This window comes from Sphingobium sp. TB-6 (assembly GCF_012927365.1).
Classification (GTDB): Bacteria; Pseudomonadota; Alphaproteobacteria; order Sphingomonadales; family Sphingomonadaceae; genus Sphingobium.
This window is the reverse complement of the sequence record NZ_JABBGL010000001.1, coordinates 522,057-545,905: the sequence shown is the minus strand read 5'-3', so window position 1 is coordinate 545,905 and position 23,849 is coordinate 522,057. Positions and strand designations below refer to the sequence as shown.

24 protein-coding genes and 1 other annotated feature are annotated in these 23,849 nt (G+C 64.5%); of the genes, 16 read left to right on the top strand and 8 right to left on the bottom strand.

Annotation, left to right across the window (positions count from 1 at the left end; all coding sequences use genetic code 11):
• The first annotated feature begins 16 nt into the window (after positions 1-16).
• Both HHL26_RS02465 and HHL26_RS02460 read left to right on the top strand, forming a co-directional pair.
• Positions 17-3,202, top strand: coding sequence for a multidrug efflux RND transporter permease subunit (locus HHL26_RS02465; RefSeq protein WP_066562319.1), 3,186 nt, complete (start codon positions 17-19; stop codon positions 3,200-3,202).
• Positions 3,203-3,213: 11 nt separating this feature from the next.
• Positions 3,214-4,620 (top strand): efflux transporter outer membrane subunit, encoded by a 1,407-nt coding sequence (locus tag HHL26_RS02460; protein WP_066562317.1) that lies wholly within the window; start codon positions 3,214-3,216, stop codon positions 4,618-4,620.
• A 260-nt stretch (positions 4,621-4,880) separates the two neighbouring features.
• Here the strand turns inward: HHL26_RS02460 and HHL26_RS02455 are convergent, their stop codons facing one another.
• The 3 genes from HHL26_RS02455 to HHL26_RS02445 are packed head-to-tail and all read right to left on the bottom strand — an operon-like array spanning position 4,881 to position 9,339.
• On the bottom strand, positions 4,881-7,406 hold the full coding sequence (locus HHL26_RS02455; protein ID WP_066562316.1) for a TonB-dependent receptor: 2,526 nt from the start codon (positions 7,404-7,406) through the stop codon (positions 4,881-4,883).
• A gap of 30 nt (positions 7,407-7,436) precedes the next feature.
• Positions 7,437-8,447, bottom strand: coding sequence for an ABC transporter substrate-binding protein (locus tag HHL26_RS02450; protein ID WP_066562315.1), 1,011 nt, complete (start codon positions 8,445-8,447; stop codon positions 7,437-7,439).
• A 28-nt stretch (positions 8,448-8,475) separates the two neighbouring features.
• Positions 8,476-9,339 carry a TauD/TfdA family dioxygenase gene (locus HHL26_RS02445; RefSeq protein ID WP_066562314.1) on the bottom strand — a complete coding sequence of 288 codons (864 nt, stop codon included), beginning with the start codon at positions 9,337-9,339 and terminating at the stop codon, positions 8,476-8,478.
• A 319-nt stretch (positions 9,340-9,658) separates the two neighbouring features.
• Between HHL26_RS02445 and HHL26_RS02440 the strand changes: the two genes are divergently transcribed.
• Entirely contained in the window at positions 9,659-10,237 is a 579-nt protein-coding gene (locus HHL26_RS02440; RefSeq protein WP_237230139.1) for a hypothetical protein, read from the top strand.
• A gap of 81 nt (positions 10,238-10,318) precedes the next feature.
• Positions 10,319-11,656, top strand: coding sequence for an LLM class flavin-dependent oxidoreductase (locus HHL26_RS02435; protein WP_066562312.1), 1,338 nt, complete (start codon positions 10,319-10,321; stop codon positions 11,654-11,656).
• 197 nt (positions 11,657-11,853) lie between these two features.
• Here HHL26_RS02435 and HHL26_RS02430 read toward each other — a convergent pair whose 3' ends face one another.
• The 5 genes from HHL26_RS02430 to HHL26_RS02410 form a co-directional block, all read right to left on the bottom strand.
• The gene (locus tag HHL26_RS02430; RefSeq protein ID WP_066562309.1) at positions 11,854-12,039 is read right to left on the bottom strand and encodes a hypothetical protein; all 186 of its coding nucleotides are present in this window, start codon (positions 12,037-12,039) and stop codon (positions 11,854-11,856) included.
• A complete protein-coding gene (locus tag HHL26_RS02425) occupies positions 12,036-12,227 on the bottom strand; it encodes a hypothetical protein (RefSeq protein ID WP_066562308.1) in 192 nt (63 codons plus the stop codon). The genes HHL26_RS02430 and HHL26_RS02425 overlap by 4 nt, the downstream gene beginning before the upstream one ends.
• Positions 12,228-12,352: 125 nt before the next feature.
• The gene (locus HHL26_RS02420; RefSeq protein ID WP_066562307.1) at positions 12,353-12,721 is read right to left on the bottom strand and encodes a DUF6481 family protein; all 369 of its coding nucleotides are present in this window, start codon (positions 12,719-12,721) and stop codon (positions 12,353-12,355) included.
• 292 nt (positions 12,722-13,013) lie between these two features.
• Positions 13,014-13,075: a sequence feature (sul1 is cis-regulatory element that is thought to sense ions involved in sulfur or methionine metabolism; They are found in Alphaproteobacteria), on the bottom strand.
• Entirely contained in the window at positions 13,070-13,453 is a 384-nt protein-coding gene (locus tag HHL26_RS02415; RefSeq protein WP_066562304.1) for a metalloregulator ArsR/SmtB family transcription factor, read from the bottom strand. (Overlaps the previous feature by 6 nt.)
• Positions 13,450-14,061, bottom strand: a complete 612-nt coding sequence (locus tag HHL26_RS02410; RefSeq protein ID WP_237230137.1) for a peroxiredoxin — start codon at positions 14,059-14,061, stop codon at positions 13,450-13,452. The genes HHL26_RS02415 and HHL26_RS02410 overlap by 4 nt, the downstream gene beginning before the upstream one ends.
• Before the next feature lie 114 nt (positions 14,062-14,175).
• Here HHL26_RS02410 and HHL26_RS02405 point away from each other — a divergent pair, with 114 nt between their 5' ends.
• The 12 genes from HHL26_RS02405 to HHL26_RS02350 all read left to right on the top strand — a co-directional run bounded on the left by HHL26_RS02405 (position 14,176) and on the right by HHL26_RS02350 (position 23,839).
• On the top strand, positions 14,176-15,093 hold the full coding sequence (locus HHL26_RS02405) for an MBL fold metallo-hydrolase (RefSeq protein WP_066562300.1): 918 nt from the start codon (positions 14,176-14,178) through the stop codon (positions 15,091-15,093).
• Positions 15,090-15,530, top strand: coding sequence for a YeeE/YedE thiosulfate transporter family protein (locus tag HHL26_RS02400; RefSeq protein ID WP_066562299.1), 441 nt, complete (start codon positions 15,090-15,092; stop codon positions 15,528-15,530). Before HHL26_RS02405 ends, HHL26_RS02400 begins: the two co-directional genes overlap by 4 nt.
• Positions 15,530-15,937, top strand: a complete 408-nt coding sequence (locus HHL26_RS02395) for a DUF6691 family protein (protein WP_197672820.1) — start codon at positions 15,530-15,532, stop codon at positions 15,935-15,937. Before HHL26_RS02400 ends, HHL26_RS02395 begins: the two co-directional genes overlap by 1 nt.
• 28 nt (positions 15,938-15,965) lie before the next feature.
• Complete coding sequence (locus tag HHL26_RS02390) at positions 15,966-16,175, top strand: hypothetical protein (RefSeq protein WP_066562297.1); 210 nt, start codon at positions 15,966-15,968, stop codon at positions 16,173-16,175.
• On the top strand, positions 16,172-16,969 hold the full coding sequence (locus HHL26_RS02385; protein ID WP_066562295.1) for a sulfite exporter TauE/SafE family protein: 798 nt from the start codon (positions 16,172-16,174) through the stop codon (positions 16,967-16,969). The genes HHL26_RS02390 and HHL26_RS02385 overlap by 4 nt, the downstream gene beginning before the upstream one ends.
• A gap of 53 nt (positions 16,970-17,022) precedes the next feature.
• Positions 17,023-18,423, top strand: coding sequence for a cytochrome ubiquinol oxidase subunit I (locus HHL26_RS02380; RefSeq protein ID WP_066563748.1), 1,401 nt, complete (start codon positions 17,023-17,025; stop codon positions 18,421-18,423).
• A gap of 2 nt (positions 18,424-18,425) precedes the next feature.
• Positions 18,426-19,424, top strand: coding sequence for a cytochrome d ubiquinol oxidase subunit II (gene cydB, locus HHL26_RS02375; protein ID WP_066563745.1), 999 nt, complete (start codon positions 18,426-18,428; stop codon positions 19,422-19,424).
• Positions 19,424-19,528 carry a DUF2474 family protein gene (locus tag HHL26_RS02370; protein ID WP_145907578.1) on the top strand — a complete coding sequence of 35 codons (105 nt, stop codon included), beginning with the start codon at positions 19,424-19,426 and terminating at the stop codon, positions 19,526-19,528. Before cydB ends, HHL26_RS02370 begins: the two co-directional genes overlap by 1 nt.
• A gap of 293 nt (positions 19,529-19,821) precedes the next feature.
• Positions 19,822-20,367: a thermostable hemolysin gene (locus tag HHL26_RS02365; RefSeq protein ID WP_066563742.1), complete on the top strand. Its 546-nt coding sequence runs from the start codon at positions 19,822-19,824 to the stop codon at positions 20,365-20,367.
• A complete protein-coding gene (locus tag HHL26_RS02360) occupies positions 20,364-22,397 on the top strand; it encodes an AMP-binding protein (RefSeq protein ID WP_066562293.1) in 2,034 nt (677 codons plus the stop codon). The genes HHL26_RS02365 and HHL26_RS02360 overlap by 4 nt, the downstream gene beginning before the upstream one ends.
• Positions 22,384-23,154, top strand: a complete 771-nt coding sequence (locus HHL26_RS02355) for an SDR family NAD(P)-dependent oxidoreductase (RefSeq protein ID WP_066562291.1) — start codon at positions 22,384-22,386, stop codon at positions 23,152-23,154. The genes HHL26_RS02360 and HHL26_RS02355 overlap by 14 nt, the downstream gene beginning before the upstream one ends.
• 43 nt (positions 23,155-23,197) lie before the next feature.
• Complete coding sequence (locus HHL26_RS02350; RefSeq protein WP_066562289.1) at positions 23,198-23,839, top strand: tetratricopeptide repeat protein; 642 nt, start codon at positions 23,198-23,200, stop codon at positions 23,837-23,839.
• Positions 23,840-23,849 lie beyond the last annotated feature (10 nt).

Genomic DNA, 23,849 nt, shown 5'->3' with positions numbered 1-23,849 from the left:
TCGAGGAATTCGTCCGATGCGCCTCTCCCGTTTCTTCATCGACCGGCCGATCTTTGCCGCCGTGATCGCGGTGATCATCACCGTGGTCGGCGCGATCGCCTTCGTCGGTCTGCCCGTCTCGCAATATCCCGACATCGTGCCGCCCACGGTCACGGTCTCCGCCCAATATCCCGGCGCCTCGGCCGAAACCGTCGCGTCCACCGTCGCCGCACCGATCGAGCAGGAAATCAACGGCGTCGACGACATGCTCTATCAAAGCAGCCAGTCGACCGGCGACGGCAAGGTTACGATCACCGTCACCTTCAAGGTCGGCACCGATCTCGATGCCGCACAGGTGCTCGTTCAGAACCGCGTCGCCGTGGCCATTCCGCGCCTGCCCGAAGAGGTGCAGCGCCTGGGCGTCGTCACGCGCAAGACGACCCCGGAATTCCTGATGGTCGTCAACCTCCAGTCGCCCGACGGCACGTTCGACCGCAACTATATCTCCAACTATGCCCTCACCCAGGTCCGCGACCGGCTCGCCCGTCTCGACGGCGTGGGCGACGTGCAGCTTTTCGGCTCGCGCGACTATGCGATGCGCATCTGGATCGATCCCGACCGCGCCGCGGCGCTCAACCTGACGGCGGGCGAGATCGTCCAGGCTCTGCGCGCCCAGAATGTGCAGGTGTCCGCCGGTTCCATCGGCCAGCCGCCTTATGATAGGGGCGAAGCCTTCCAGCTCGGCGTCGAGATGCAGGGCCGCCTGACCGAACCTCAGCAGTTCGCAGACGTCGTCATCCGCACCGACGCCGATGGCCGCCAGGTGCGCGTGGGCGACGTCGCCCGCGTCGAACTGGGCGCGCAGGACTATGGCGTCAACACCTATCTGTCGAACAAGCCCACCGTCGTCATCGCAACGATGCAGCGCCCCGGCTCCAACGCGCTCGACGCGGCGGAGAAGGTGAAGGCGGAGATGGAACAACTGTCCAAGCGCTTCCCCAAGGGGCTGGAATATAGCGTCATCTACAATCCGACCGAATTCATCAGCCAGTCGATCGACGCCGTCTATCACACGCTGTTCGAAGCGGTGATCCTCGTCGTCCTGGTCATTCTGGTCTTCCTCCAGAACTGGCGCGCCGCCGTTATCCCGATCATCGCCATCCCGGTCTCGCTGATCGGCACGGCGGCGATCCTGGCGGGCCTTGGCTATTCGCTCAACAACCTGTCGCTCTTCGGGCTAGTGCTGGCCATCGGCATCGTCGTCGACGACGCCATCGTCGTGGTCGAGAATGTCGAGCGCAATATCGAGCATGGCATGTCCCCGCTGGAGGCCGCCCGCGTCTCCATGGACGAAGTCTCCACCGCCCTTATCGCCATCGTCCTCGTCCTGTGCGCGGTGTTCGTGCCGACCCTGTTCATCACCGGCATTTCGGGCGCCTTCTACCAGCAGTTCGCCGTCACCATCTCGACCGCGACGATCATCTCGCTGATCCTCTCGCTCACTCTGTCTCCGGCTGCGGCGGCGCTGTTGCTGAAGTCCAAGCATGGCGCGCATGATCTGGACAACGCCCCGCGCTGGCGCCGGATCGCGGCGCAGGCCGCCGACCGCTTCAATCGCGGTTTCGACCGGCTGAGCGCAGGCTATGCCCGCCTCACCCGCTTCCTCGTCGCGCGGCCCAGGAAGATGCTGCTGACCTATTCGGGCCTGATCGCCGCCACCATCGCCCTGTTCTGGGTGACGCCCGGCGGCTTCATCCCCGCGCAGGACCAGGGCTATTTCCTTGCCGTGGTGCAGCTTCCCTCCGGCGCATCGCTGGAACGCACCGACAAGGTGACGCGGGAGGTCGCGGCGAAGATCCTGCCCATCAGGGGGCTGCGCGGCGCGGTGATGTTCGCCGGTTTCCACGGCCCCTCGCAGACGCAGGCGCCCAACAGCGCCGCCATCTACTTCCCGTTCAAGACCTTCGCGGAACGTCGGCAAGAAGGCGCCACCTATGCCGGGATCATGGAGCAGGCTAACAAAGCCGTCGCCGGTTATGACAAGGCGCGCATCCTGCTCGTGCCGCCGCCGCTCATCCAGGGCATCGGTTCGGCGGGCGGCTATCGCCTGATGGTGCAGGACCGCGAGGATCATGGTTATGCCGAACTGAACAAGGTCGCGCAGGATTTCATCGCCAAGGCCAACAAGATGCCCGGCCTCAACATGGTCTACACCCTGTTCGACGTCGGCACCCCCCGCGTTTACGCGGATGTGGACCGCCGCAAGGCCGACCTGCTCGGTGTGCCGCCGGAACGCGTGTTCGAAGCGATGCAGGTCTATCTGGGCTCCGCCTTCGTCAACGACTTCAACCTGCTCGGCCGCACCTATCGCGTGACCGCGCAGGCCGATGCCGACCATCGCGGAACGGTGGCGGATATCGCCAATCTCAAGACCCGTTCGAACAGCGGGCAGATGGTCCCCATCGGTTCCGTCTCGACCTTCAAGGACAAGACCGGCCCCTATCGCGTGGTGCGCTACAATCTGCTCCCCGCAGTGGAGATCGACGGCGACACGGCGCCGGGCACCAGTTCCGGCCAGGCGCTGATGACCATGGAAAAGCTGGCCGACTCCACCCTCCCCGACGGCTATGGCAAGGAATGGACCGGCGTCGCCTATCAGCAGGTGATGGCAGGCAATACCGCAGGCATCGTCTTCGCCATGGCGGTCTTCTTCGTCTTCCTGGTGCTGGCGGCGCAATATGAAAGCCTGACGCTGCCACTCTCGATCATCCTGATCGTGCCGATGTGCCTGTTCGCGGCCATGCTGGGCGTGAACCTGCGGGGCATGGACAACAATATCCTGACGCAGATCGGCCTTGTCGTGCTGATCGCGCTGGCGGCGAAGAATGCCATCCTCGTGGTCGAATTCGCCAAGCAGGCCGAGGAAGAACAAGGCCTCTCGCCGGTCGACGCCGCCGTTCAGGCTGCCCAGACCCGCTTGCGTCCGATCCTGATGACCAGCTTCGCCTTCATCCTGGGCGCGGTGCCTCTGGTGATCGCGAGCGGTGCGGGCGCCGAACTACGGCAGGCGCTGGGTACGGCCGTCTTCTTCGGGATGACCGGCGTGACGGCGTTCGGCCTGCTCTTCACCCCCACCTTCTATGTCGTGTGCCGCGCATTGGGCGACCGCCTTTCCCACAAGGGGAAGGGTCAAGCTTCCGCCGCGCTGCAACCCGCCGAATAAGGAACGGCAAGATGATAAAGACCCTCCTCCCCCTTCTGCTGGGCGCATCGGCCTTGACCGCCTGCGCCGCAGGGCCGGACTATAAGGCTCCGGCCACCCCCACCACCGCTGCCGGAGCCTTCATCGGCACCGCCAGCCCGGCGGTCAGCGCCGCTGAGGCCGACGATCATTGGTGGCGGCTCTATAACGACGCGATGCTGGACGGGCTGGTGCAGGATGCGCTGAAGGCCAATACCGACATCCGCGTGGCTGTCGCCCGGCTCGAAAAGGCCCGCGCCCAGTTGCGCGGCGCCCGTTCCGACAAGCTGCCGCAGACGAGTTTGAGCGGTTCGCCCAGCTATGGCCGGGCCTCCGCAGCCCAGACCCTGCCGGGAGCCGACCGCGAGAACTGGACCGTCGATGCGGGCCTGAACGTCGCCTATGAGATCGACCTGTTCGGCCGCGTCAAGCGCAGCATCGAAGCCGCCAAGGGCGATCTCAGCGCGGCGGCGGGCGATGCCGACGCGGTGCGCGTGGCGGTGGCGGCGGACACGGTGCGCGCCTATGTCGACGCGACCAGCTCGGCCGAACGCCTCGCGGTCGCGCAGCAGACGGTGGCGCTGCTCGACAACAGCATCCGCATCACCAACGCCCGGTTCGAGGTGGGCCGATCCGACCGGCTGGACGTGATCCGGGTGACGGCGCTGCGCGACCAGCAGGCGGCGATCATCCCCAGTCTGATCGCGGACCGGGATGGTGCGCTCTTCCGCCTTGCGACCCTCACCGGCCGCACGCCGCAGGAGCTGCCCGCCACCATCCGCGACCAGAAGACGACGCCCGGCCTCAGCCAGCCCATTCCGGTGGGGGACGGGCGCGCCCTGCTCGCCCGCCGTCCAGACGTGCGCGCCGCCGAGCAGCGGCTCGCTGCCGATACCGCGCGCATCGGCGTGGCGACGGCGGACCTCTATCCACGCATCACGCTGGGCGGATCGATCGGCACGACGGCGATCGGCGGCGGCGATATATTCGGCGGCGGCCCGTTCCGCTGGCTGCTGGGGCCGCTCATCAACTGGGCCTTCCCCAATCAAGAAGCCAATCGCGCCCGTATCGCCGCCGCCAGGGCCGATGCAGACGGCTCGCTCGCGACCTTCGACGGCACGGTGCTGCGGGCGTTGGAGGAAACGGAGACGGCGCTGTCGGTCTATGCCCATGCGCTGGAGCGCCGCGATACGCTCAAGGCCGCCCGAGAAGCCGCCGACCGGGCGGCGCGCATCAGCCTTGCCCGCCAGCGAGAAGGGCAGATCGACTTCCTGACGGTGCTGGATGCGCAGCGGACGCTGGCGGCGGCGGAGAGCGATCTGGCGACGGCGAACCGCGCGGTAGCCTTCGCGCAGGTCGATCTGTTCAAGGCGCTTGGGGGCGGGTGGACGATAAGCTAGGCCGTAAACTCATTAATGTCGCGTTCGAGGTTTGAGGCAAAAAGGCCCAGCACAAGGAGAGAGGGCGCAGGAATATGTCGATATTTCAAGCCCTCTCGACGCCGGGATGGGCCTTTTTGGTCAAATCCGCAGGACGCCAAAATGGCTTCCATCTCGAACCGAAATGCGCTTGCAAAGGTGTCCAACCTTCGCCGCGCGCATTTCGGCCCGATATGTTCGCCGTTTTGGCGCCTCGAGCGCGCCATTTATGAGTTTACGGCCTAGAAACGTGCCGACACCCGTCCATAATAGAAACCGCCGCTGAGCCCGAACGGCGCGAAATTGCCGTACGCGCCCGAACCGTCATAAGCGATTACGCCGTTGCGGTCCGGATAGGTGTCGAACAGGTTATTGGCGCCGACCGACAATGTCAGCCGATCGCTGATGTCATAGCCGACGTCCAGATCCGCAATCCATTTCGCGCCGAATTTACGGTCGCCGCTCGCGACATTGCTCGATTCCACATAGCCGCCGAAGCGGGTCAACCGCGCCAGTGCATGCAGCGGCCCCAGCGACCAGTCGTTCGTCAGCACCAGCTTCGTACGCGGCGTCGCGGCGACCAGATCGCGCTGCGCCTGACGGCCGAACAGGGTGACCTTGAGCGCGGCGAGTTGCTGTGGCGTGTCGATGACCTGGGTAATCTTCGTGCGATTATAGCTGTAGGCGGCATTCAGGCGGAAACTGCCGAGCCCGCCGGTGCGCAGCGTATATTCGGCCACGACATCGACGCCGCGCGTCCGGGTGTCGATGGCGTTGGCGAAGAATTGCGCGCTGTCGACATCATCGATGCCGTTGGCGACCAGGATCGCGCGGATGGTCGACCCGCCATTGGACGCCGTGCCGAGGAATTCGGTCTTGACGATGCGGTCGTCCACCTTGATCTGATAGGCGTCGACCGTCAGGCGGAACGGCCCGCGCTCGAAGGAAAGGCCCGCCGTGTAGTTGAGCGACTTTTCGGGCTTGAGCGGACTGGCGCCCAGCGCTTGGGCGGCGACGCTGCCGACCGGCAGGAATTTCGAGGTGGTGCTGACCCGCTCATTGCCGATGATCGTCGCCGTGTTCTGCGTGGTCGAAAAGCCGCCCTGCGCCAGCGAGGGTGCGCGGAAGCCGGTGTTGACGCCGCCGCGAAGGGCCAGGCCGGGCGCGAATTCATAGCGGGTGGAGAATTTGCCCGATACCGTGTCGCCCGCGCTGTCGTCATAATGTTCGAAGCGCCCGGCGACGCCGACGAACCAGCCCGGCGTCACGTCCGCCGACAGGTCGACATAGGCGGCCAGATTGTTGCGGCTGAGCGTCGCCTCGTCCGCGGGGGAGGTTCCGGTGAAGGACACCAGTCCCGGCGAAGGCGACCGGCCGCCATAGGCGTTGCCGAATGGCGTTCCATCGGCGGGGATCACATAGCCGCCGTCGCGATAGCTGTCCGGTTCCCCGGCGCGGTTGCGGAATTTTTCCCAGCGATGCTCGAACCCGATCGCCACGTCCAGCGGCTGGGCGGTGCCGATGTCGTAGCTGCGGGTGAATTCCAGATTGTTGACCCAAAGATCCTGTATCTGCTTGCCCATGAAGAAACTTGTCGGGCTGGCAGGGCCGAGCGAGGGATTGAGCGTGCCTACCGCCCCCAGCTTCACATGGTCGCGGCCATAGCTGGTGGAAAGATCGAACGACCATCCCGCCGTCAGATCGCCGCGCAGCCCGACGGCTGACTGCCAATCCCATTCCCGGATGCGCCGCCGCGCCTGAAAGCCCGAAGGGTAAATGCCCGGCAGGGACGTCTGTCCCTGACCATTGGTCTGTCCCCCATAGCCGGTCTTTGCCGGGACAATGGCCCCGCGCTTGTCGTCGATGTCGCGGTAGCTGAGGGTGGAGAAGCTGTAGGCGGTCAGCGCCGCGCCAACGGGCAGTTCGGCATTCAACGATCCGTTGACGATCTTGTCGCGGTTGGAGCGGCCATAACCGCCCGCGATCAGATGATCGGCATTGGCCTCGCGCGGGTCGGGCGCGCCGTTCACCAAGGGATAGACATAGGGCACAGGTTCGGCCGAACTGTCGGCGCGGTCATGATATTTCCCCTCCACCGCAAGGCGGATGAACCCATCGCCGCCGATGCGCGTGCCATAGCTCAGCCCCTGCTGCACCAGCGCGCCGCCCTTTTCATAAAGCTGCCCGGCGGTGGCGGAGAAGGAACCGCCCTCCGGCGCGTCGTCCAGCAGGATGTTGATGACGCCGGAAATCGCGTCCGACCCATATTGGGCGGCGGCGCCGTCGCGCAGCACCTCGATCCGGCCCACGGCGTTGGTGGGGATCAGGTCGATGTCGACCGGCGTCGAGCCGCCCGATATGCGCGAAAGGTTATTGATAAGCGCCGTCGTGTGCCGCCGCTTGCCGTTGACCAGCACCAGCAGATAGTCGCCCGACAGACCCCGAATGGAAATGGGGCGCACGCTGGCCGATGTGCCGCCGCCGCCCAGCGCCGGCATGGTGAGCGAGGGGATGATGTTGCCCAGCACTTCCTTAAGGCCGGTGCGGCCGGTGGCCTGCAATTCCTGGGGGCTGATGACGTCGATCGGCACCGGGCTGTCGGCCACCGTCCGTCCCCCGCCCCGGCGCGTACCGGTGACGACGATCGCTGATCCCGCCTCCGCATCGTCGGCAGCGGCGGGCGGCACCGCGCCAGGCTCCTGCGCGAAGGCATAGGACGGAAGGGCGGCGCCGGACAGGGCGGCACCCGCGAGCAGCAGGCTTTTCATCGGGATTCCTTCGAAATGGTAAAAGGGGGTTCAGTCCCGCCGGGCCAGGGTCGTGGCGTTGAAGGAGGGATCATAGGCGCCGCGAATGTCGGGCAGCGCGGGGATGATGCCGGCGCGGCGGTATCGGGCGAAGATTTCGGTTTGTTCGCGGACCAGCGCATCGTCGATCGGCTCTGCCGTGCCGATATAGGCGGAGATGGAAAAGCGGGCGACCTTGAAGGGCAGGCCCGTCTCCCGCGCCAGCGTCCGGGCAAAGGCGTCGGGATGCGCCGCGGCCCAGCGCCGCGCCCGATTGAGCCGCGCGAGGAAATCGCCCAGCACTGCCCTCTTACCCTGGATCGCTGCATCCGATGCCGCGAAGAAACCGGCCTGGGTGGGCAGGCTGCTGGCGTCCCCCAGCGCCCGGTCGCCATTTTCCATGACCGCGATGCCGACATAGCTGCCCCAGGTCGACCAGGCGTCGATCGCGCCGCTTTCCAGCGCAGCCTTAGCGGCGCCGTTGTCGAGATAGGTCCAGCGGATATCGGACGGCGCGAGTCCCGCCTTCTCGATCAGGCGAAGCGCCAGATCCTGCCCGACGGACCCCCGGACGGTGGCAAGCCGACGCCCCTTGAGCTGCGCCAGGGACCGGATCGGAGAGTCCTTCGGCACGACGATGGCGGAAGCGCGACCGACATGCGCGCCCTGAGGGCGATAGGCGAAGACCGCCTTGATCTTCGCGCCGCCCGCATAGGCAAAGGCAAAGGGCGGTCCCCCCACGCCGCCGACATCGATCGCCCCTGCCCCCAGCGCCTCCAGCAAGGGAGAGGCGGCCGGAAACTGCGCCCATTCGATCCGATAGGGCACATCGTCCAGTTCCCCGGCCGCGCGCATCAGCGCCTGCGCGCCGCCGCGCTGGTCTCCGATCTTCAGGACCGGCCGAACCTGATCGGCCCCGCCGTGCTGACGAAACGAGACGAGGCCGATCGCCACCGCCGCGATCAGGGCGGCTAGGGCAATCCAGGGAAGAACCCTGCGCCGGGAGGAGGGATTGCGAGTCATGGCGTCTCCGCGACCGGCCAGTCAGGGATCAGAGGTTCGCGTAGAGCGGCTCGTCCGCAATCAGGATGCGTTCAAGAACACGCGGGAAATCGCCATAGTTGCGCACAGCATAATGGACCGCAGCGCGATTGTCCCAGAAGGCGACCGAATTGGGACGCCAGGAGAAGCGCACCTGATATTCGGGCCGCTTATACTGGCGGACGATCTCGTCGAGCAATTCGCGGCTCTCGGCAAGCTCCACGCCCAATATCTGGGGCCGCTGGGTATAGTTAACCCAGAGAATTTTCTGGCCGGTTTCGCGATGGGTGCGCACGACAGGATGCGCGACGATCGGATAGTCGTGACCCGCGCCGGTCAATGCTTCCCGGAAGTCATGGGTGACATGCAGCCCCGCCAGCCGGGCCTTCACATCGTCGGACAGGCCTTCATAGGCGAGATGGGCGTCGACCCAGATGGTGTCCCCGCCAACCTCAGGCAATGTGACGGCGCGCAGCACCGCGCCCCAGGTCGGCACCAGCCGCCAGCTCGTGTCGCTGTGATAGCCGTCGCCCGGCTTCACGTCGCGATGGATGCGCTTTTCATATTTGGCCGCATCGGCTGCGGCGATCTTGTGGATCGGCGCGATCTTGGGATCGGCGGTGTTGCTCGGGTGGGTATAGAGCGGACCGAAAGCACCCGCGAAGGCAGCATGCTGATCGTTGGTGAGCGGCTGGTCGCGGAAGAATAGCACCTTGTAGCGCAACAGCGCGGCGCGGATGGCGTCGCGCTGTTCCGGGGAAAGCGGCCTGCTGAGATCGACGCCGTCGATTTCGGCGCCGATGGTCGGTTGCAGGGGGCGGATGCCGATGATCCCGTCGGCACGGTCCAGAATATCTGCTGCTGCTGAGGACATATCATCACCTCTCAAGTCGCCGGACAATTCCGCGACGGACTATTGCTAAGGGAGGATTGCGCCGCGCGGTTATGACGATTGGGCGGCGATGCTTTGAATATCCGAATATTATTGGCAATGCTCATCCATGGAGAAGATTGGATCACCCGATAGCAATCCATGTTCAGGATCGATTTCCATTCTTCCTATTCCAATCCTTCATAATCCTCACAGTAGAGACAATAATTATTCGGTGGCCAGACCATGTACATAGACCGGGAGGGGTGTCGCCGCGCGCCGATCGGGAGCGCGGAAACTGCCGGGAAACCGGAGAGTGGAGATGGCGCTGATGGATTATGTCACGATCGATTTCGAAGCGAGCTGCCTGCCGCATCACGGCCGGTCCTTTCCCATCGAAGTGGGAATTGCCGACGCGCAAGGAGCGCGAGCCTGGCTGATCCGTCCCATCGCTGAATGGCGCAAATGGGACTGGACGCAGGAGGCGTTGGAACTGCACGGCATCGGCCCCGAGCGGCTCGAACGGGAGGGAATGCCGCCGCATCAAGTATTTGCCGAACTCAACCGGGCCATCGGGAGCCGGCGCATCATCGCGGACAGCAGGATCGACGGCTATTGGTGGCGCCTGCTGGCCGGCGCCGCGGGCGAGGTCCGCGCCCGTCCGATCGAACATGTCGCGAGCGTCTTGGACGCGCTTGCCGTGGCGAGCGAAGATATATTTTCGGCGCAGAAACATGCCGATCGCCTCTGCCCTGCGCGGCATCGCGCGGCGGACGATGCGCGGTGGCTCTGGACGTTGCTGGCGGAGTTGGAGCGGCGCGTGGATGCCATGTCCTACCCGGCCCATTTGCCGTCCGATCCGGCGCGCGAGTCACGCTCGATGGTTTTGCAAAATCCATAAATGACCGATCATTACGCATTGGTCGGCGCGCATCCCGGCGCTTAAATCCTGTTTTGCAACTCATTCAGCGAGACATCGATCATGCCCCAACAGCGTCATATCAAGCTCGGCTTCATCCTGCACGGCGTCGGCCGCACCTGGAACGACTGGCGGCATCCCGGCCGCGACGTGAACGCCAGCACCAGCCTGGCCTATTATCAGAAGCAGGCCGCGACGGCCGAACGCGGCAAGTTCGATTTCCTTTTCGTCGCGGACAGCCTGTCGATCACGGAAAAATCCAGCCCGCATTATCTCAATCGCTTCGAGCCCATCACCATCCTCTCGGCGCTGGCGGCGACGACATCGCGCATCGGGCTGGTCGGGACGCTGACGGTCAGCTACTCCGAGCCGTTCAACGTCGCGCGCCAGTTCGCCTCGCTCGACCATCTGAGCGGCGGCCGGGCGGGATGGAACATCGTGACGTCCTGGCTGGGCGACACGGCGGCCAATTTCAGCAAGACCGAACATCCGCCCCATGCCGTGCGCTATCGCATCGCCGGGGAATATCTCGACGTAGTCCAGGGCTTGTGGGATAGCTGGGAGGAGGACGCCCATGTCGCGGACAAGAAGAGCGGCCAGTTCGTCGATCCCGATCGGCTCCACCGGCTGGACCATAAGGGCGAATTCTTCCAGGTGCGCGGTCCGCTCAACATCAAGCGGACACCGCAGGGCCAGCCGGTCATCTTCCAGGCGGGCGCATCGGACGACGGACGCAATTTCGCGGCGAAGCGGGCGGAGGTCATTTTCACCCATGCCGAAGACGAGGAAGCCGGTCAGGCCTATTATGCCGACGTGAAAGCGCGGGCCAAAGGCTTCGGTCGCGATCCGCACCAGCTTTTCATCCTGCCGGGCATCGCCCCGATCGTCGGGGAAACGGATGAGGATGCGGAGGCGCGCTATCGCGAGCTGGCGGCGCTGGAATCGATTGACACGGGGCTCGGCTTCCTGTCGCGGACCTTCAACGATCATGATTTCCGCCAATATGATCTGGATGCGCCCTTTCCCGATGTCGAACATATCGGGCTCAACAGCCAGCAGAGCGGAACGCTGCGCATATTGGCACAGGTGCGCGCCGAAAATCTGACCTTGCGGCAAGTGGCGGAGCGGCTGGCGACGCCACGCGGTGTCTTCGTCGGCTCGCCCGAAACCGTGGCGGATCGCTTGCAGCAATGGTTCGAAAACGGCGCCGCCGACGGTTTCGTGGTGTTCGAGCCGCTTCCCGGGCAGCTCGACCTGTTCGTCGACAAGGTGGTCCCGATCCTTCAGGCGCGCGGTCTGTTCCGTACCGATTATGAGGGCGCCACCTTCCGCGAGCATCTGGGCCTCGCCCAGCCGGACAATCGCTACAGCAGCAAAGCTGCCGAAAAGAGCGCGGCGTAATTAGTCGACAAAACCAGTGGGATATATTCCGCACCGGCCCATCCATGACGAAACTGGATCGTCACAATAATCTACCGATTTTAGCAGATAAATGGCCACCGGAGTGGGATAAAGCCATATCCCGCCGGGTGGACCTGCGACAATCATCAGCGGCCGATTTCGGTCCTGAACGACGGCAAAGGGTCGAACTCAGCAGACTACGCCTCCGCGAGCGCTTCCATTACTGCTTTGAGGTCGCCCTTGACGACGATGTAATGTCCCTTTTCGAAATTAATGGCGCTGGCTTGATCAGTTCCCCTGTACCGCCGAACGAAACTGACACGGTCCGCATTGATGGCAAGGACATCGCCATCGGGCGTTTCGAATTTCACATACCCGTTCATGGAATTTTCGCCTGGGAGCCGGATGGGTCAGATGCGGCGCCTTTCTTGGCTTTATGCTTCGCGAGCAATTCGTCCAATTCCGCTATTCGGATGCGCTCCGGAGTATCCTTTGCAAGACCTTTCAACCTGCATTCGGCCCACAGGCTTCGGCGTTCCGACTCCAATGCTTTCTGATACAAATCGGCCATGCGTTCTCCAGAATTGGGATGCTCAAAGGTTCGGCTGTGGATCAGCAGCCGACTTGGGCAATGCGCTCTTAGGGCGCTGGGGCGTGTTGACCATGATAAAGCCGTGGCACGCCAGCATTAGCTATTTATTTGCGAGCTTTGCGCGCAGCGTAGCGAGCATCCCGCGCAGCCTTCATTTCAGCGGCGCTGGCGGGGGTCAGCCTGGCGGCCTTGAGTGCCGCCGCGGCGGCGGCGGCGGCTTGTTTTTCGGCTTCCGCCGCCTGCTCGGCCGCTTTGCGTTCCGCCTTTTGAGCCTTGGCCAAAGCAACCGCCTCAGCCTTGGCCGCCCGCTCGATCGCAATTGCCTGATCCCGCGCTTCGCGCGCCTGGCGTCGTTCCGCCATAAGAGCCTCGTCGACGGGTGGCTTGGCTCTCAGCGCATCCAGAGCCTTCTGTTTGGCCAATCCTGCAGCGGCAATACGATCTTGGAAGGAGGGAGCTTTATAGGAAGGCAATGTTTATCCTTGAACGTTCAATATCGATGACGCGGTGTGGTGCAACTGCAACGCTCGTTTAGCGTTGAGGCCGCAGCCATTAACAAAGAATCTTCCTGATCTCAAGGTCGCCCGATTGCGCGGTACGAACGTCATCCTTGCGGTCAGTCCGCACGGGCGCTTCATGACCTCCCATCCTCCACCGTCTCAGGTCCGCGGACAGCGGCCGATTATTCACCACATCCATTGCTTTTGCGCAGCTTCGCCCGGTTGGGAGAAGGTGAGGCTCCGGTCGCGCATGTAAAAGATCATGCGCTGTCCGACGGATCGGCGGCCGGAATGCCCATCCGGAATTTCGTTAGGCGCGGATCATAAAATGCGCGCGAAACTGGCGACGCCCTGTCTTTTCCTCGACGGGAAAGACGATGTCTCAACAGGCGTCGGCTGCGGAGTTCCCATCCCTGCGAAAATGGCTTCGATATTGCGGACGCACAAAGCGACGCTTTCATCGGCCAGCATATACCAGACCTGCTTGGCTTCCTTGCGGGTCTGAACGAGCCCGGAGCGGCGCAGTTCACCCAGTTGCTGGCTGAGCGCGGGCTGCACAAGTCCAGTGATCTCTGCGATCTCGCCGACATTGCGTTCACCGCGCAGCAGGCAGGACAGGATCATCAGCCGTTGCGATTGCGCAAAGACCTTGATCTTTTCCGCCGCGACTCCCGCAGCATCGCGATCCTCATAGAGCGCCTTCATGCGCGATCCTCGAAACGGCAGAACCAATCCCGATCGCCGTCCGCCTGCTCCGCCACGGGAAGCAGCAACCGCTGGCCATCGTCCCAGCCTTCCGGCGTCAGCACATCTGCGCCGTCGACGCACTGCAACGCGCGCAGCAGACGCAGCATCTCCTCGACGGAGCGGCCGACATTGTGCGGATAGCAGGTCGTCGCGCGAATGATTCCTTGGGGATCGATGAAGAAGGTGTAGCGCATGGTCATGCTGTCGGAAGCCGCATCGTCGATCATGCCATAGGCGCGGCCCACCACCATGCTCGGATCCTCGATGATCGGGAAGCCGATGTCGACGCCGAACAGATCCTTGAGGGCACGCACCCAGGCGAGATGGGCATAGAGGCTATCCACCGAGAGGCCCACCAGCTTGCAGTTCAACGAATCGAAAGCCGCCTGACGACGGGCCAGTTCGGCAAATTCCGTACTGCACACCGGCGTGAAATCCGCCGGATGGGAAAAGAAGATCACCCACTGTCCGCGCAAGGTCGAAAGCCGGAAATCCCCCTTCGTGGAACGGGCCTGAAAATCGGGCGCCTGATTGCCGATCCGCACCGAACCGGCTGTCTTCATCATCTCAACGTCCATGCCGCATTCCCTGCGATCGCTCGCCGCATATGGCAAGCCCTTGACGATTTCAAAATATATAAATACATAGTTTTTGTAAATATGAAATTGAAAGAGAGTCGCATGTCCGACGACGCACTCGCCAAGGCTGCCGTGCAAATTGCTGCCGCACGGAAGGGCGCACCCATCATCAAGGCGTTCTTCGATGTGCCGACCTTCACGATCACCTATGTCGTGCATGATCCGGAAACGCGCCGTGCGGCGGTCATCGATAGCGTGCTGAGCTATGATCCAGCGTCCGGCCGGACGACATTCGAGGCCGCCGGTCCGATCATCGCCTATGTCGCCGAGCAAGGATTGGCCCTCGATTGGCATCTGGAAACCCACGCCCACGCCGATCATCTGTCGGCCGCGCCCTATCTCCAGCAGAAGCTGGGCGGCAAGATTGCGATCGGCGCGCACATCTGCGAAGTCCAGCACACTTTCGGGAAGCTTTTCAACGCGGGCACCGAATTTGCGCGGGACGGCTCCGACTTTGACCATCTCTGGGCCGATGGCGACAGTTTCCAGATCGGCAACCTGTCGGTCACCGTGCTGCATGTGCCGGGCCACACTCCGGCCTGCGTCGCCTATGTGATCGGCGATGCCGTCTTCGTGGGCGATACCATGTTCATGCCGGACTACGGCACCGCCCGGGCCGACTTCCCCGGCGGCGATGCCCGCACGCTGTTCCGGTCGCTGCGCCGTCTTCTCGACCTGCCGCCCCAAACGCGCCTGTTCATGTGCCACGACTATCTACCCGAAGGTCGCGATCATTATGTCTGGGAGACGACCGTGGCCGAGCAGCGCCGGGCGAATGTTCACGCTCATGACGGGGTCAGCGAGGACGAATTCGTGGCCATGCGCGAAGGCCGCGACCGCACGCTGGCCATGCCGCGGCTCATCCTCCCTTCCGTGCAGGTCAACATGCGCGCCGGCCATCTGCCGCCTGCGGAGGACAACGGCGTCGTTTATCTCAAGATCCCGGTGAACCAGCTATGATCGCCGCCGCCTTTCCTTATGCGCAGCCCGGCGCCGGCTTGGTTGGTGGGCTCATGATCGGCCTGGCCGCCGCGATCATGCTGCTGGGCCTGGGCCGGATCGCCGGGGTGAGCGGCCTCACCGCGCGCGCGACCGGCATCGCAAACAGTGGGACTCCGCGCGGAATCGCGATCGTCTTCATCCTGGGCCTGCCTCTTGGTGCGTTCATCGTCGCATCCCTGACCGGCGGCGTCGCGGCGACCTTTCCCGCGCCGGCCCTGCTCATCATCGCCGGGCTGATCGTCGGGTTCGGCACGAGACTGGGCTCCGGTTGCACCAGCGGTCACGGCGTATGCGGACTGTCGCGCCTGTCGCGCCGCTCGATGCTGGCGACCGGGCTATTCATGGCCAGCGGCTTCGCGACAGTGGCGGTGATGCGCCTTGCGGGAGCGCTGTGATGCGGATCGTCATTGCCCTGCTATCAGGCATGCTGTTCGGAGCCGGGCTGGCCATTTCCGGCATGGCCGATCCGGCGCGGGTTCGCGCCTTCCTCGATCTCTTCGGTCGCTGGGATCCCACTCTGGCTTTCGTCATGGGGGGCGCGATCATGCCGATGGCACTTGCCTGGCTCGTCCAGAAGCGGCTCGAGCAGCCGCTTGCGGACACGGCCTTCAACCTGCCTGAAACGCGCAGCCTTGATGGCAGACTGGTGCTCGGCGCGGTGTTGTTCGGCATCGGATGGGGCATCGGCGGGCTGTGCCCCGGCCCGGCCATAGCCAGTCTCGCCCTCGCCCCCGCAGCGGTCGCCCCCTTCGTTCTGGCCATGCTCGCCGGCATGGTTCTGCACCGTCTCACGACACGATAATCACGCGATGCCGACAAGGAGCATCCCCATGGACATCAAGCCGCTGACACCCCGCCTTTCCGTGTCCCCCCAACGGCTTCCGCAGGATATGCAGGAGATAGCGCGCGCTGGCTTCCGTTCGGGACTTGCCGCTGCCGCGAGCAACGCCCTGGCCGCGCTCGACGGCAAGGCGCCGGTGGCCGCCTATGACGGCTATGGCAGTTGTCCGCTGACCGTCGTGGCAGGCCAGCCGTCATGATGGAGCCGATCCAATATGCCCTCGGCGCCTTGTCCGGCGGCCTTGTCGGCTTCGTGCTGGGTCTGGTCGGCGGTGGCGGCTCCATCCTAGCCGTGCCGCTCATGGTCTATCTCGTCGGCGTCCCCAATGCCCATGTCGCGATCGGGACGAGCGCCCTTGCCGTCGCCGCCAATGCGGCTGCCGGACTTGCCGGCCATGCGCGCGCCCATCATGTCAAATGGCGCTGCGGCGGCATCTACGCCGCCGCCGGTATCGTCGGCGCGCTCGCCGGCTCGACCTTCGGCAAGATGGTCGATGGCGAAAAGCTGCTGTTCCTCTTCGCGCTGGTCATGCTGCTGGTTGGCGCCCTGATGCTCAAGGGGCGCGGCAATCCGGGCGATCCCGGCGCGGAATGCAACCGGGAGAAGGCGCCCAAGGTGGTCGCCTACGGCCTCGGGTCGGGCGTGTTCTCAGGCTTTTTCGGCATCGGCGGCGGCTTTTTGATCGTTCCGGGGCTCGTCGCATCGACGGGCATGCCGATGTTGATGGCAGTCGGCACCTCGCTCGTCGCGGTCACGGCCTTCGGGCTGACGACGGCCGCCAACTACGCCTTTTCCGGGCTGGTCGACTGGCCGCTCGCGCTGGTCTTCGTGCTGGGCGGCGTGGCGGGCAGCATCGGCGGCACATGGCTTGCGGAACGACTGGGTGGAAAGACCGGGCGACTGACCATGGTCTTTGCCGGCCTGATCTTCATCGTCGCCCTTTACATGCTCTGGCGCAGTGCAGCCGCATTTCTGCCGGGCATGACAATCTGACCCATCACGCTGATCGCGCTGGCCTGCTAAAAGGCGGGTGAAAGGACATGACCATGTTCGATGCCGTTGACGCCCTGTTGCTGGCCCGCGCGCAATTTGCCTTCACCGTCAGCTTTCATTTCCTGTTCCCCGCCTTTTCGATCGGGCTGGCCAGCTATCTCATGGTGCTGGAGGGATTGTGGCTGGCGACAGGCAAGGGCGTCTATGCCAATCTCTATCGCTACTGGCTCAAGATCTTCGCCATCGTCTTCGCCATGGGCGTCGTTTCGGGCATCGTCATGTCGTACCAGTTCGGCACCAACTGGTCGGTCTTCTCTGACAAGGCCGGTCCCGTCATCGGGCCACTCATGGCTTACGAGGTGCTGACCGCCTTCTTCCTGGAAGCAGGATTTCTTGGCGTGATGCTGTTCGGCATCAACAAGGTAGGGCGCAAGCTGCACTTCGCGGCCACCTGCGCCGTCGCGATCGGCACGTTCATCTCCGCCTTCTGGATCCTGTCGGTCAACAGCTGGATGCAGACGCCGACCGGTTACGAAATCGGGGCCAATGGCCAGTTCCTGCCTGGTCCAAGCTGGATCGCGATCATCTTCAACCCCAGCTTCCCCTACCGCCTCGTTCACACCGTGCTGGCGGCCTATCTGACCACCGCCTTCGCGGTCGGCGGGGTGGGCGCATGGCATCTGCTCAGAGACCGAACCAATCCCGGCGCGCGGACCATGTTCTCGATGGCGATGTGGATGGCCGCGATCGTCGCGCCCATCCAGATCTTCGCGGGTGATATGCATGGCCTCAACACGCTCGCGCATCAGCCGGTCAAGGTGATGGCGATGGAAGGCCATTACGACAGTCATCCCGATGGCGCACCGCTGATCCTTTTCGGCATCCCGAACAGCGTCACGAAGCGGATCGACTATGCCGTCGAAATTCCCAAGGCATCCTCGCTCATCCTGAAACATGAGCTGAATGCGCCGCTCAAGGGGTTGGACAGCGTTTCCGACGGCGATGAACCGCCGGTCGGCATCGTCTTCTGGGCCTTTCGCGTGATGGTGGGCCTGGGCTTCGCGATGCTGGGGCTGGGTGCCTGGAGCCTGCTCGCTCGCGCACGGGGCAAGCTGAACGACTGGATGTGGCTTCATCGCGCGGCGCTCATCATGGGACCATCCGGGTTCGTCGCGGTTCTGGCGGGGTGGATCGTCACCGAAGTCGGACGGCAGCCTTTCACGGTCTATGGCCTGCTGCGTACGGCGCACAGCGCATCCCCGCTCGACGCGCCTGCCGTGGCGAGTTCTTTGCTGGCTTTCGTCATCGTCTATTTCAGCGTCTTCGGCATGGGCATCTGGTATTTGCTGCGTCTGATGAAGAGGCCGCCGCAGGCGCATGAAACCACCCTTGACGGCGCGCCAATTCGTACCGCTGGCATCACACCGGCGCCGGCCATCGAAGGAGGGCAATGACGATGTTCGACCTTACCGTCATCTGGGCCGCCATCATCGGCTTCGCGATCGTGGCCTATGTCGTCATGGATGGCTTCGACCTCGGCATTGGCATCCTCTTTCCGCTGCTCAAGGTGGGCAAGGACCGGGACACCGGCATGAACAGCATCGCGCCAGTGTGGGATGGTAATGAGACCTGGCTGGTGCTGGGCGGCGGCGGGCTGCTCGCGGCCTTTCCTCTGGCCTATGCCATCATCCTGCCCGCGCTCTACGCACCGCTGATCGCCATGCTGCTGGGCCTGGTCCTGCGCGGCGTCGCGTTCGAGTTCCGCTGGCGCGATCCGGCGCACCGGGCGTGGTGGGATCTGGCCTTCACCGGCGGATCGGGAATCGCGACCTTCGCGCAGGGCGTGGCGTTGGGCGCCCTGCTGCAGGGTATCAGCGTATCGGGACGGGCCTATGCGGGCGGATGGTGGGAATGGCTGTCGCCCTTTTCCATCCTGACCGGATCAGGGTTGATGATCGGCTATGCACTGCTGGGGGCATGCTGGCTGAACTGGAAGACGGAAGGCGCTCTGCAGCGGCAGGTCGCGACCTATGCGGGACGCCTGGCAATCGCCTTGTTGGCTGTGATTGGTGCGGTCAGCCTCGCCACGCTCACGCTGGAGGCGAGCTACCAGAGTCGTTGGCTCGGTTGGCCCGGCGTTCTGGCCACCGCGCAGGTGCCGCTGGCCACGCTCATCGTCACGGCGCTGTTCTACCGCAGTCTTTCACGCCGCAAGGATGCCCAGCCATTCTTCTGGGCGCTTGCACTATTCGGGCTGTGCCTGCTGGGCCTGGGCATCTCGATCTGGCCCTACGTGATCCCCGCGCGGGTCACGATCTGGGAAGCGGCAGCGCCCTATCGCAGCCAGTTGTTCATGCTGATCGGCGGTGGCGCGCTGGTGCCGGTGATTCTGGCCTATACGGCCTGGGCTTACTGGGTATTCCGGGGCAAGGTTGGCAGCGAGGGCTATCACTGATGCGCGCCACTCTGGTTCGCATGGGCTGGTTCGTCGCGATCTGGGCGATCAGCGTCGCCGCGCTAGGGCTATTGTCTCTCCTTATCGGCAGCTGGCTGTCATGATAGCGGAATGCCCGAGACGATCCGCGATACCCTGCTCTCCGATCTAAAATTGGCTGGCTTCCTGCGATAACGGGGAGCCAGGTCCGTTAGGGTGCCGGTAACGCACCAAATTCAGTCGCGCCGTCTGAAAATATCTTCCTCAAACCTGCCATGCCTTCAAACGGCGTGTCGCAAACGACGAGAGCGATGCCGTCCGCCACCAAAAAAACCGGCCGGGACCAAAAAAATCCGTCCGCCAACTGAGGAAGAAGATTCGGCCTGCCGTCTCATCCGCAAATGCCGAGGTATTGCTGATGATCGAGACGAATTCGAGCAATCTGATACGACGCAGATATTCGAGTGTTCACGGCGCACGGGCGCAACCCTGCTTTTCCAACATGCTCGACGTTGCGCGAGCCGGGGCGCCAAGGGCAGTGCTGGGATACCGCCGCGCAGGCAACGAACCACTGTTTCTGGAATGTTATCTTGATGCGCCGGTGGAGGACTGTCTGACGGCCGCATTGGACCGGCCCATCGTGCGCAAGAGCGTGATCGAGATCGGCAGCCTTGCCGCCGACGATGCCTTTGCGATGGTCTCGCTCTGGGCAATGGCCGCAAACGATCTTGGAGGCGAATGCGAAATTGCCGTCGCGACCCTGACCGCGCCCTTGCGGCAGATGTTCAGGCGCATGGGCGTGCCATTGCATACGCTCGCCCCAGCCAGGGCGGACCGGGTCGGCGATCCGGAAATCTGGGGACGTTATTATGATAGCGATCCCTTGGTCTGCGCCGGACTCATAGCCGAGGGGCAGCGCGCGATCGGCGCCTATCTTTCCGCGCGCCGGAATATTGCGGCATGACCCGCCTGCTTCCGAGCATCCGCAGGCATGCTTCCGCGCAACCGGGCGGCATCGCGCTCGATCCCGTGGTCGGGCCGCCCGTGACATGGGCCGAGCTTGCAGAACGGGTCGCGTCCGAGGCCGTTCGCTATCGCGCGCAGCGGCACGGCGTTCCTGCGGTCCTCAGCCTCGACCATGGGGTCGAAGCCGCGGTGCGCGAACTGGCCCTGCTGGAAGCTGGCGTCCCCGTGCTGTCTCTGCCGACATTCTTCACGTCCGATCAAGCGAACCATGCCTGCTCCGCCTGTGGTGCGACAGGCGAACCCGCGGCGCCACCAAAGCCTGGGCCGTCCCTGCTGCCCGAGGGAACGGCCCGGATCACCTTCACTTCCGGATCGACCGGCGCGCCCAAGGGCGTATGCCTCTCAGCCAGCCACATGCTGAACGTTGCAGGCGCGGTGGTGGAAAACGTCGGGTCAACCCATGCGGGCCGGCACTGCGCGCTACTGCCGCCGGGCATCCTGCTGGAGACGGTGGCCGGCTTCTTCGCCACCATGCTGGCCGGCGGCACCTATGTCTGCCCGCCGCAGCAGGCGCTGGGGCTGGCCGATCCGTTCCGCCCCGATTTCGGCCGCATGGTGCGCATGATTGCCCAATGGCGCATCACTTCGCTGATTCTCGTGCCCGAATATCTGGCCGGCATTGTCGTTATGCTCGAGCGAACCGAGCTCCGCCTGCCGGACCTGACACTCGTGGCGGTGGGCGGCGCGCGCGTTGCGCCCGAACTGCTTGCGCGCGCCCGGCGAGTCGGGCTTCCGGTGCGCCAGGGCTATGGACTGACCGAATGCGGTTCGGTGGTTTCGCTTGAATCCGGTGCAGACGCGGCCAGCGGGTCCGTCGGGCGGCCACTGGGCCACATGCAGGCCTGGGTCGCGGAGGATGGCGAGATCATGCTGGAAGGCGAGATGTTCCTCGGCACCATCGGCGAACCGCGCCTGCCCGGTCCCTTCGCCACCGGCGACATCGGACGGTTGGACGAGGCGGGGCGGCTGTGGATCGAGGGGCGCAAGTCCGCCCTGATCGTCACCAGCTTTGGCCGCAATATCTCGCCCGAATGGGTCGAGACGCAGCTGACGGCACAACCGGCAATCCTGCAGGCGATGGTCCATGCCGACGGGCTGCCAGCGCCAGAAGCGCTACTGGTTCCAGCGTTGTCCGAAGCGGACCTTGCCGCCGCGATCGAGGCCGCGAATGCGGCGCTGCCGGCCTATGCCCGCGTGGCGCGATGGCGCGAGGTTTCCCCCTTCACGACCGACAACCGCATGCTGACGGGTAACGGCCGCCTGCGCCGCAAGGCGATTGCCGAGGCATGGCTGGAACGCGATCCACCCTTCTTCGACGAACTGGAGGCGGCGACCTTTCGCGACCGGCTGCGTTTCCTGACGATCCCGCAGGTCCGGGCGGGGCTGGCGGGCGCCATCGGGCGCCGCGCCTATATCGACTATCTGGGACAGGCCTATCATCATGTGCGCCACACCGTCCCGCTGATGCAGGCCACCCGCGCCCGCTTGCTGGACCGCCCCGAACTTGTCGCCGCGCTCGACGACTATATCGAGGAAGAGACGGGCCATGAGGAATGGATCCTGTCCGACATCGCCGCCGCCGGTGGCGACGCCGATGCCGCCCGTAACAGCGAACCCCATCCGGCGACCCGCGCCATGGTGGAACATGCCTATGCCCGTATCGCATCGGGCAACGCGGCCGCCTTCTTCGGCATGGTCTATGTGTTGGAAAGCGTCAGCGTGGCGCTGGCCCAGCGCGGCGCGAACGCGGTGGCGGAGCGGCTTGGCCTGCCCCCGGAGGCCTTCACCTATCTCACTTCTCACGGTGCGCTGGATCAGCATCATATGGCGTTCTTCGCCGGGTTGGTGAACGGACTGCCAAACGAGGACCGGGATGCGATCCTGTCCATGGCGCGCGAGATGTTCGGCCTGTTCGGCGCCGTTTTCGCCAGCATTGAACTGGAGGATGCACAGCATGTCGCGGCATGAAGCCTCAAGGCTCGACGGTCTGCGCGTCATGATGACGGGTGCGGCAGGCGGGATCGGCACGCCGGTCGCCCGGATGCTGGCCGAGGCGGGCGCGCATATTACCGGCATCGACCGCAGCGAGTGTACCGCGTGCCATGCCAGCATCGTCACCGACCTGTCCGACGATAGCGCCCTGACGGCACTGGCGCAGCGGCTGGAAGATGAATGTCCGGACATTCTGGTCAATGTCGCGGGCGTGATGCGGTTCGGACTGCATGAAAGCCAGCCGATCGAGGCGCTGGCCCTGTGCTACCGGGTCAACCTGCTGGTGCCCGCGGTGCTGGCTCGCGCAGTCGCGGCGCCGATGCGGGCGCGCGGATCAGGGCAGATCGTCAATGTCGGCTCCGTGCTAGGGGCGATCCCCTATCCCTGGTTTGCCGCCTATTCGAGCAGCAAGGCGGGCCTTGCCGCGCTGAGCCAGGGGCTGCGCCGCGAACTGATCGGCAGCGGCGTCACTGTCACGCACGTCAACCCGCGCGCGGCGCGCACACCCTTCAACAATGGCGAGGTGAACCGCTTCCTCGCGCTTACCGGCATGAAGGCGGACGAGCCGGAATGGGTCGCACGACGCATTGCCTCTGCCATCGTCGAACGACGGGAGACTGTGAGCATCGGTGTGATGGAACGGGTCTACGCGGCCCTGAACGCCATCGCGCCAAGGATCGTCGACAATGGCCTTGCCGGGCAGATCCGCAAGGCCCGCGCCGAATTCAGCTGATCGTCCGGGCAGAACCCGGCACCATCGTGAAGGAGAGAAGTCCATGAAAATCCGCACCGCCCTTACGGCCCTGGTCCCGCTGCTCGCCATGCTCGCGCCCACCGCCGCCTTCGCCGACATGGCAAGCGACGTGAAGGCCGTGAACGACGGCTGGGCACATATCGCTTACGAGGTGCAGGGATCGAGCACCCAAACCAAGGCGCTCGATCAACTGGCAAAGCAGGCCAACACGCTCGTCGCACGCTATCCGGGCAAGGCAGAGCCGCTGCTGTGGGCCGGAATCGTCACCAGCGAACAGGCCAACCGCGCCAACTTCTTCCACAAGCTTGGCCTTGCCACGCGGGCGCGCGACCTGATCGCCAAGGCCTATGCCATCGATCCGCGCGCGGCCGACGGCGGCGCGGCGCTAAGCTTGGGCGTCCTTTATTACAAGGTGCCCGGCTCGCCGCTCGCCTGGGGTGATGGCGACCGGGCGGTCAAGCTACTGAGGCAAGCGCTGGCGATCGATCCGGACGGCCTCGATTCCAACTATTTTTACGGCGACTATCTGCTCGATCGGGGCGACAAGGCCAGCGCGCGCGCCTATCTGCAAAAGGCGTTGCGCGCGCCGCATGACGCCAGCCGCCCGGTCTGGGATGCAGGCCGTCGCCGCGAAGTGCGCAACCTGCTCGCCAAGGCGGCCTGAGCGGAAGGCG

Excerpts from the sequence above, each read along its gene's own strand:
- HHL26_RS02465 (WP_066562319.1), top strand. The coding sequence starts at position 17 with ATGCGCCTCTCCCGTTTCTTCATCGACCGGCCGATCTTTGCCGCCGTG.
- HHL26_RS02460 (WP_066562317.1), top strand. The coding sequence starts at position 3,214 with ATGATAAAGACCCTCCTCCCCCTTCTGCTGGGCGCATCGGCCTTGACC.
- HHL26_RS02455 (WP_066562316.1), bottom strand. The coding sequence starts at position 7,406 with ATGAAAAGCCTGCTGCTCGCGGGTGCCGCCCTGTCCGGCGCCGCCCTT.
- HHL26_RS02450 (WP_066562315.1), bottom strand. The coding sequence starts at position 8,447 with ATGACTCGCAATCCCTCCTCCCGGCGCAGGGTTCTTCCCTGGATTGCC.
- HHL26_RS02445 (WP_066562314.1), bottom strand. The coding sequence starts at position 9,339 with ATGTCCTCAGCAGCAGCAGATATTCTGGACCGTGCCGACGGGATCATC.
- HHL26_RS02440 (WP_237230139.1), top strand. The coding sequence starts at position 9,659 with ATGGCGCTGATGGATTATGTCACGATCGATTTCGAAGCGAGCTGCCTG.
- HHL26_RS02435 (WP_066562312.1), top strand. The coding sequence starts at position 10,319 with ATGCCCCAACAGCGTCATATCAAGCTCGGCTTCATCCTGCACGGCGTC.
- HHL26_RS02430 (WP_066562309.1), bottom strand. The coding sequence starts at position 12,039 with ATGAACGGGTATGTGAAATTCGAAACGCCCGATGGCGATGTCCTTGCC.
- HHL26_RS02425 (WP_066562308.1), bottom strand. The coding sequence starts at position 12,227 with ATGGCCGATTTGTATCAGAAAGCATTGGAGTCGGAACGCCGAAGCCTG.
- HHL26_RS02415 (WP_066562304.1), bottom strand. The coding sequence starts at position 13,453 with ATGAAGGCGCTCTATGAGGATCGCGATGCTGCGGGAGTCGCGGCGGAA.
- HHL26_RS02410 (WP_237230137.1), bottom strand. The coding sequence starts at position 14,061 with ATGATGAAGACAGCCGGTTCGGTGCGGATCGGCAATCAGGCGCCCGAT.
- HHL26_RS02405 (WP_066562300.1), top strand. The coding sequence starts at position 14,176 with ATGTCCGACGACGCACTCGCCAAGGCTGCCGTGCAAATTGCTGCCGCA.
- HHL26_RS02400 (WP_066562299.1), top strand. The coding sequence starts at position 15,090 with ATGATCGCCGCCGCCTTTCCTTATGCGCAGCCCGGCGCCGGCTTGGTT.
- HHL26_RS02395 (WP_197672820.1), top strand. The coding sequence starts at position 15,530 with ATGCGGATCGTCATTGCCCTGCTATCAGGCATGCTGTTCGGAGCCGGG.
- HHL26_RS02390 (WP_066562297.1), top strand. The coding sequence starts at position 15,966 with ATGGACATCAAGCCGCTGACACCCCGCCTTTCCGTGTCCCCCCAACGG.
- HHL26_RS02385 (WP_066562295.1), top strand. The coding sequence starts at position 16,172 with ATGATGGAGCCGATCCAATATGCCCTCGGCGCCTTGTCCGGCGGCCTT.
- HHL26_RS02380 (WP_066563748.1), top strand. The coding sequence starts at position 17,023 with ATGTTCGATGCCGTTGACGCCCTGTTGCTGGCCCGCGCGCAATTTGCC.
- cydB (WP_066563745.1), top strand. The coding sequence starts at position 18,426 with ATGTTCGACCTTACCGTCATCTGGGCCGCCATCATCGGCTTCGCGATC.
- HHL26_RS02370 (WP_145907578.1), top strand. The coding sequence starts at position 19,424 with ATGCGCGCCACTCTGGTTCGCATGGGCTGGTTCGTCGCGATCTGGGCG.
- HHL26_RS02365 (WP_066563742.1), top strand. The coding sequence starts at position 19,822 with ATGATCGAGACGAATTCGAGCAATCTGATACGACGCAGATATTCGAGT.
- HHL26_RS02360 (WP_066562293.1), top strand. The coding sequence starts at position 20,364 with ATGACCCGCCTGCTTCCGAGCATCCGCAGGCATGCTTCCGCGCAACCG.
- HHL26_RS02355 (WP_066562291.1), top strand. The coding sequence starts at position 22,384 with ATGTCGCGGCATGAAGCCTCAAGGCTCGACGGTCTGCGCGTCATGATG.
- HHL26_RS02350 (WP_066562289.1), top strand. The coding sequence starts at position 23,198 with ATGAAAATCCGCACCGCCCTTACGGCCCTGGTCCCGCTGCTCGCCATG.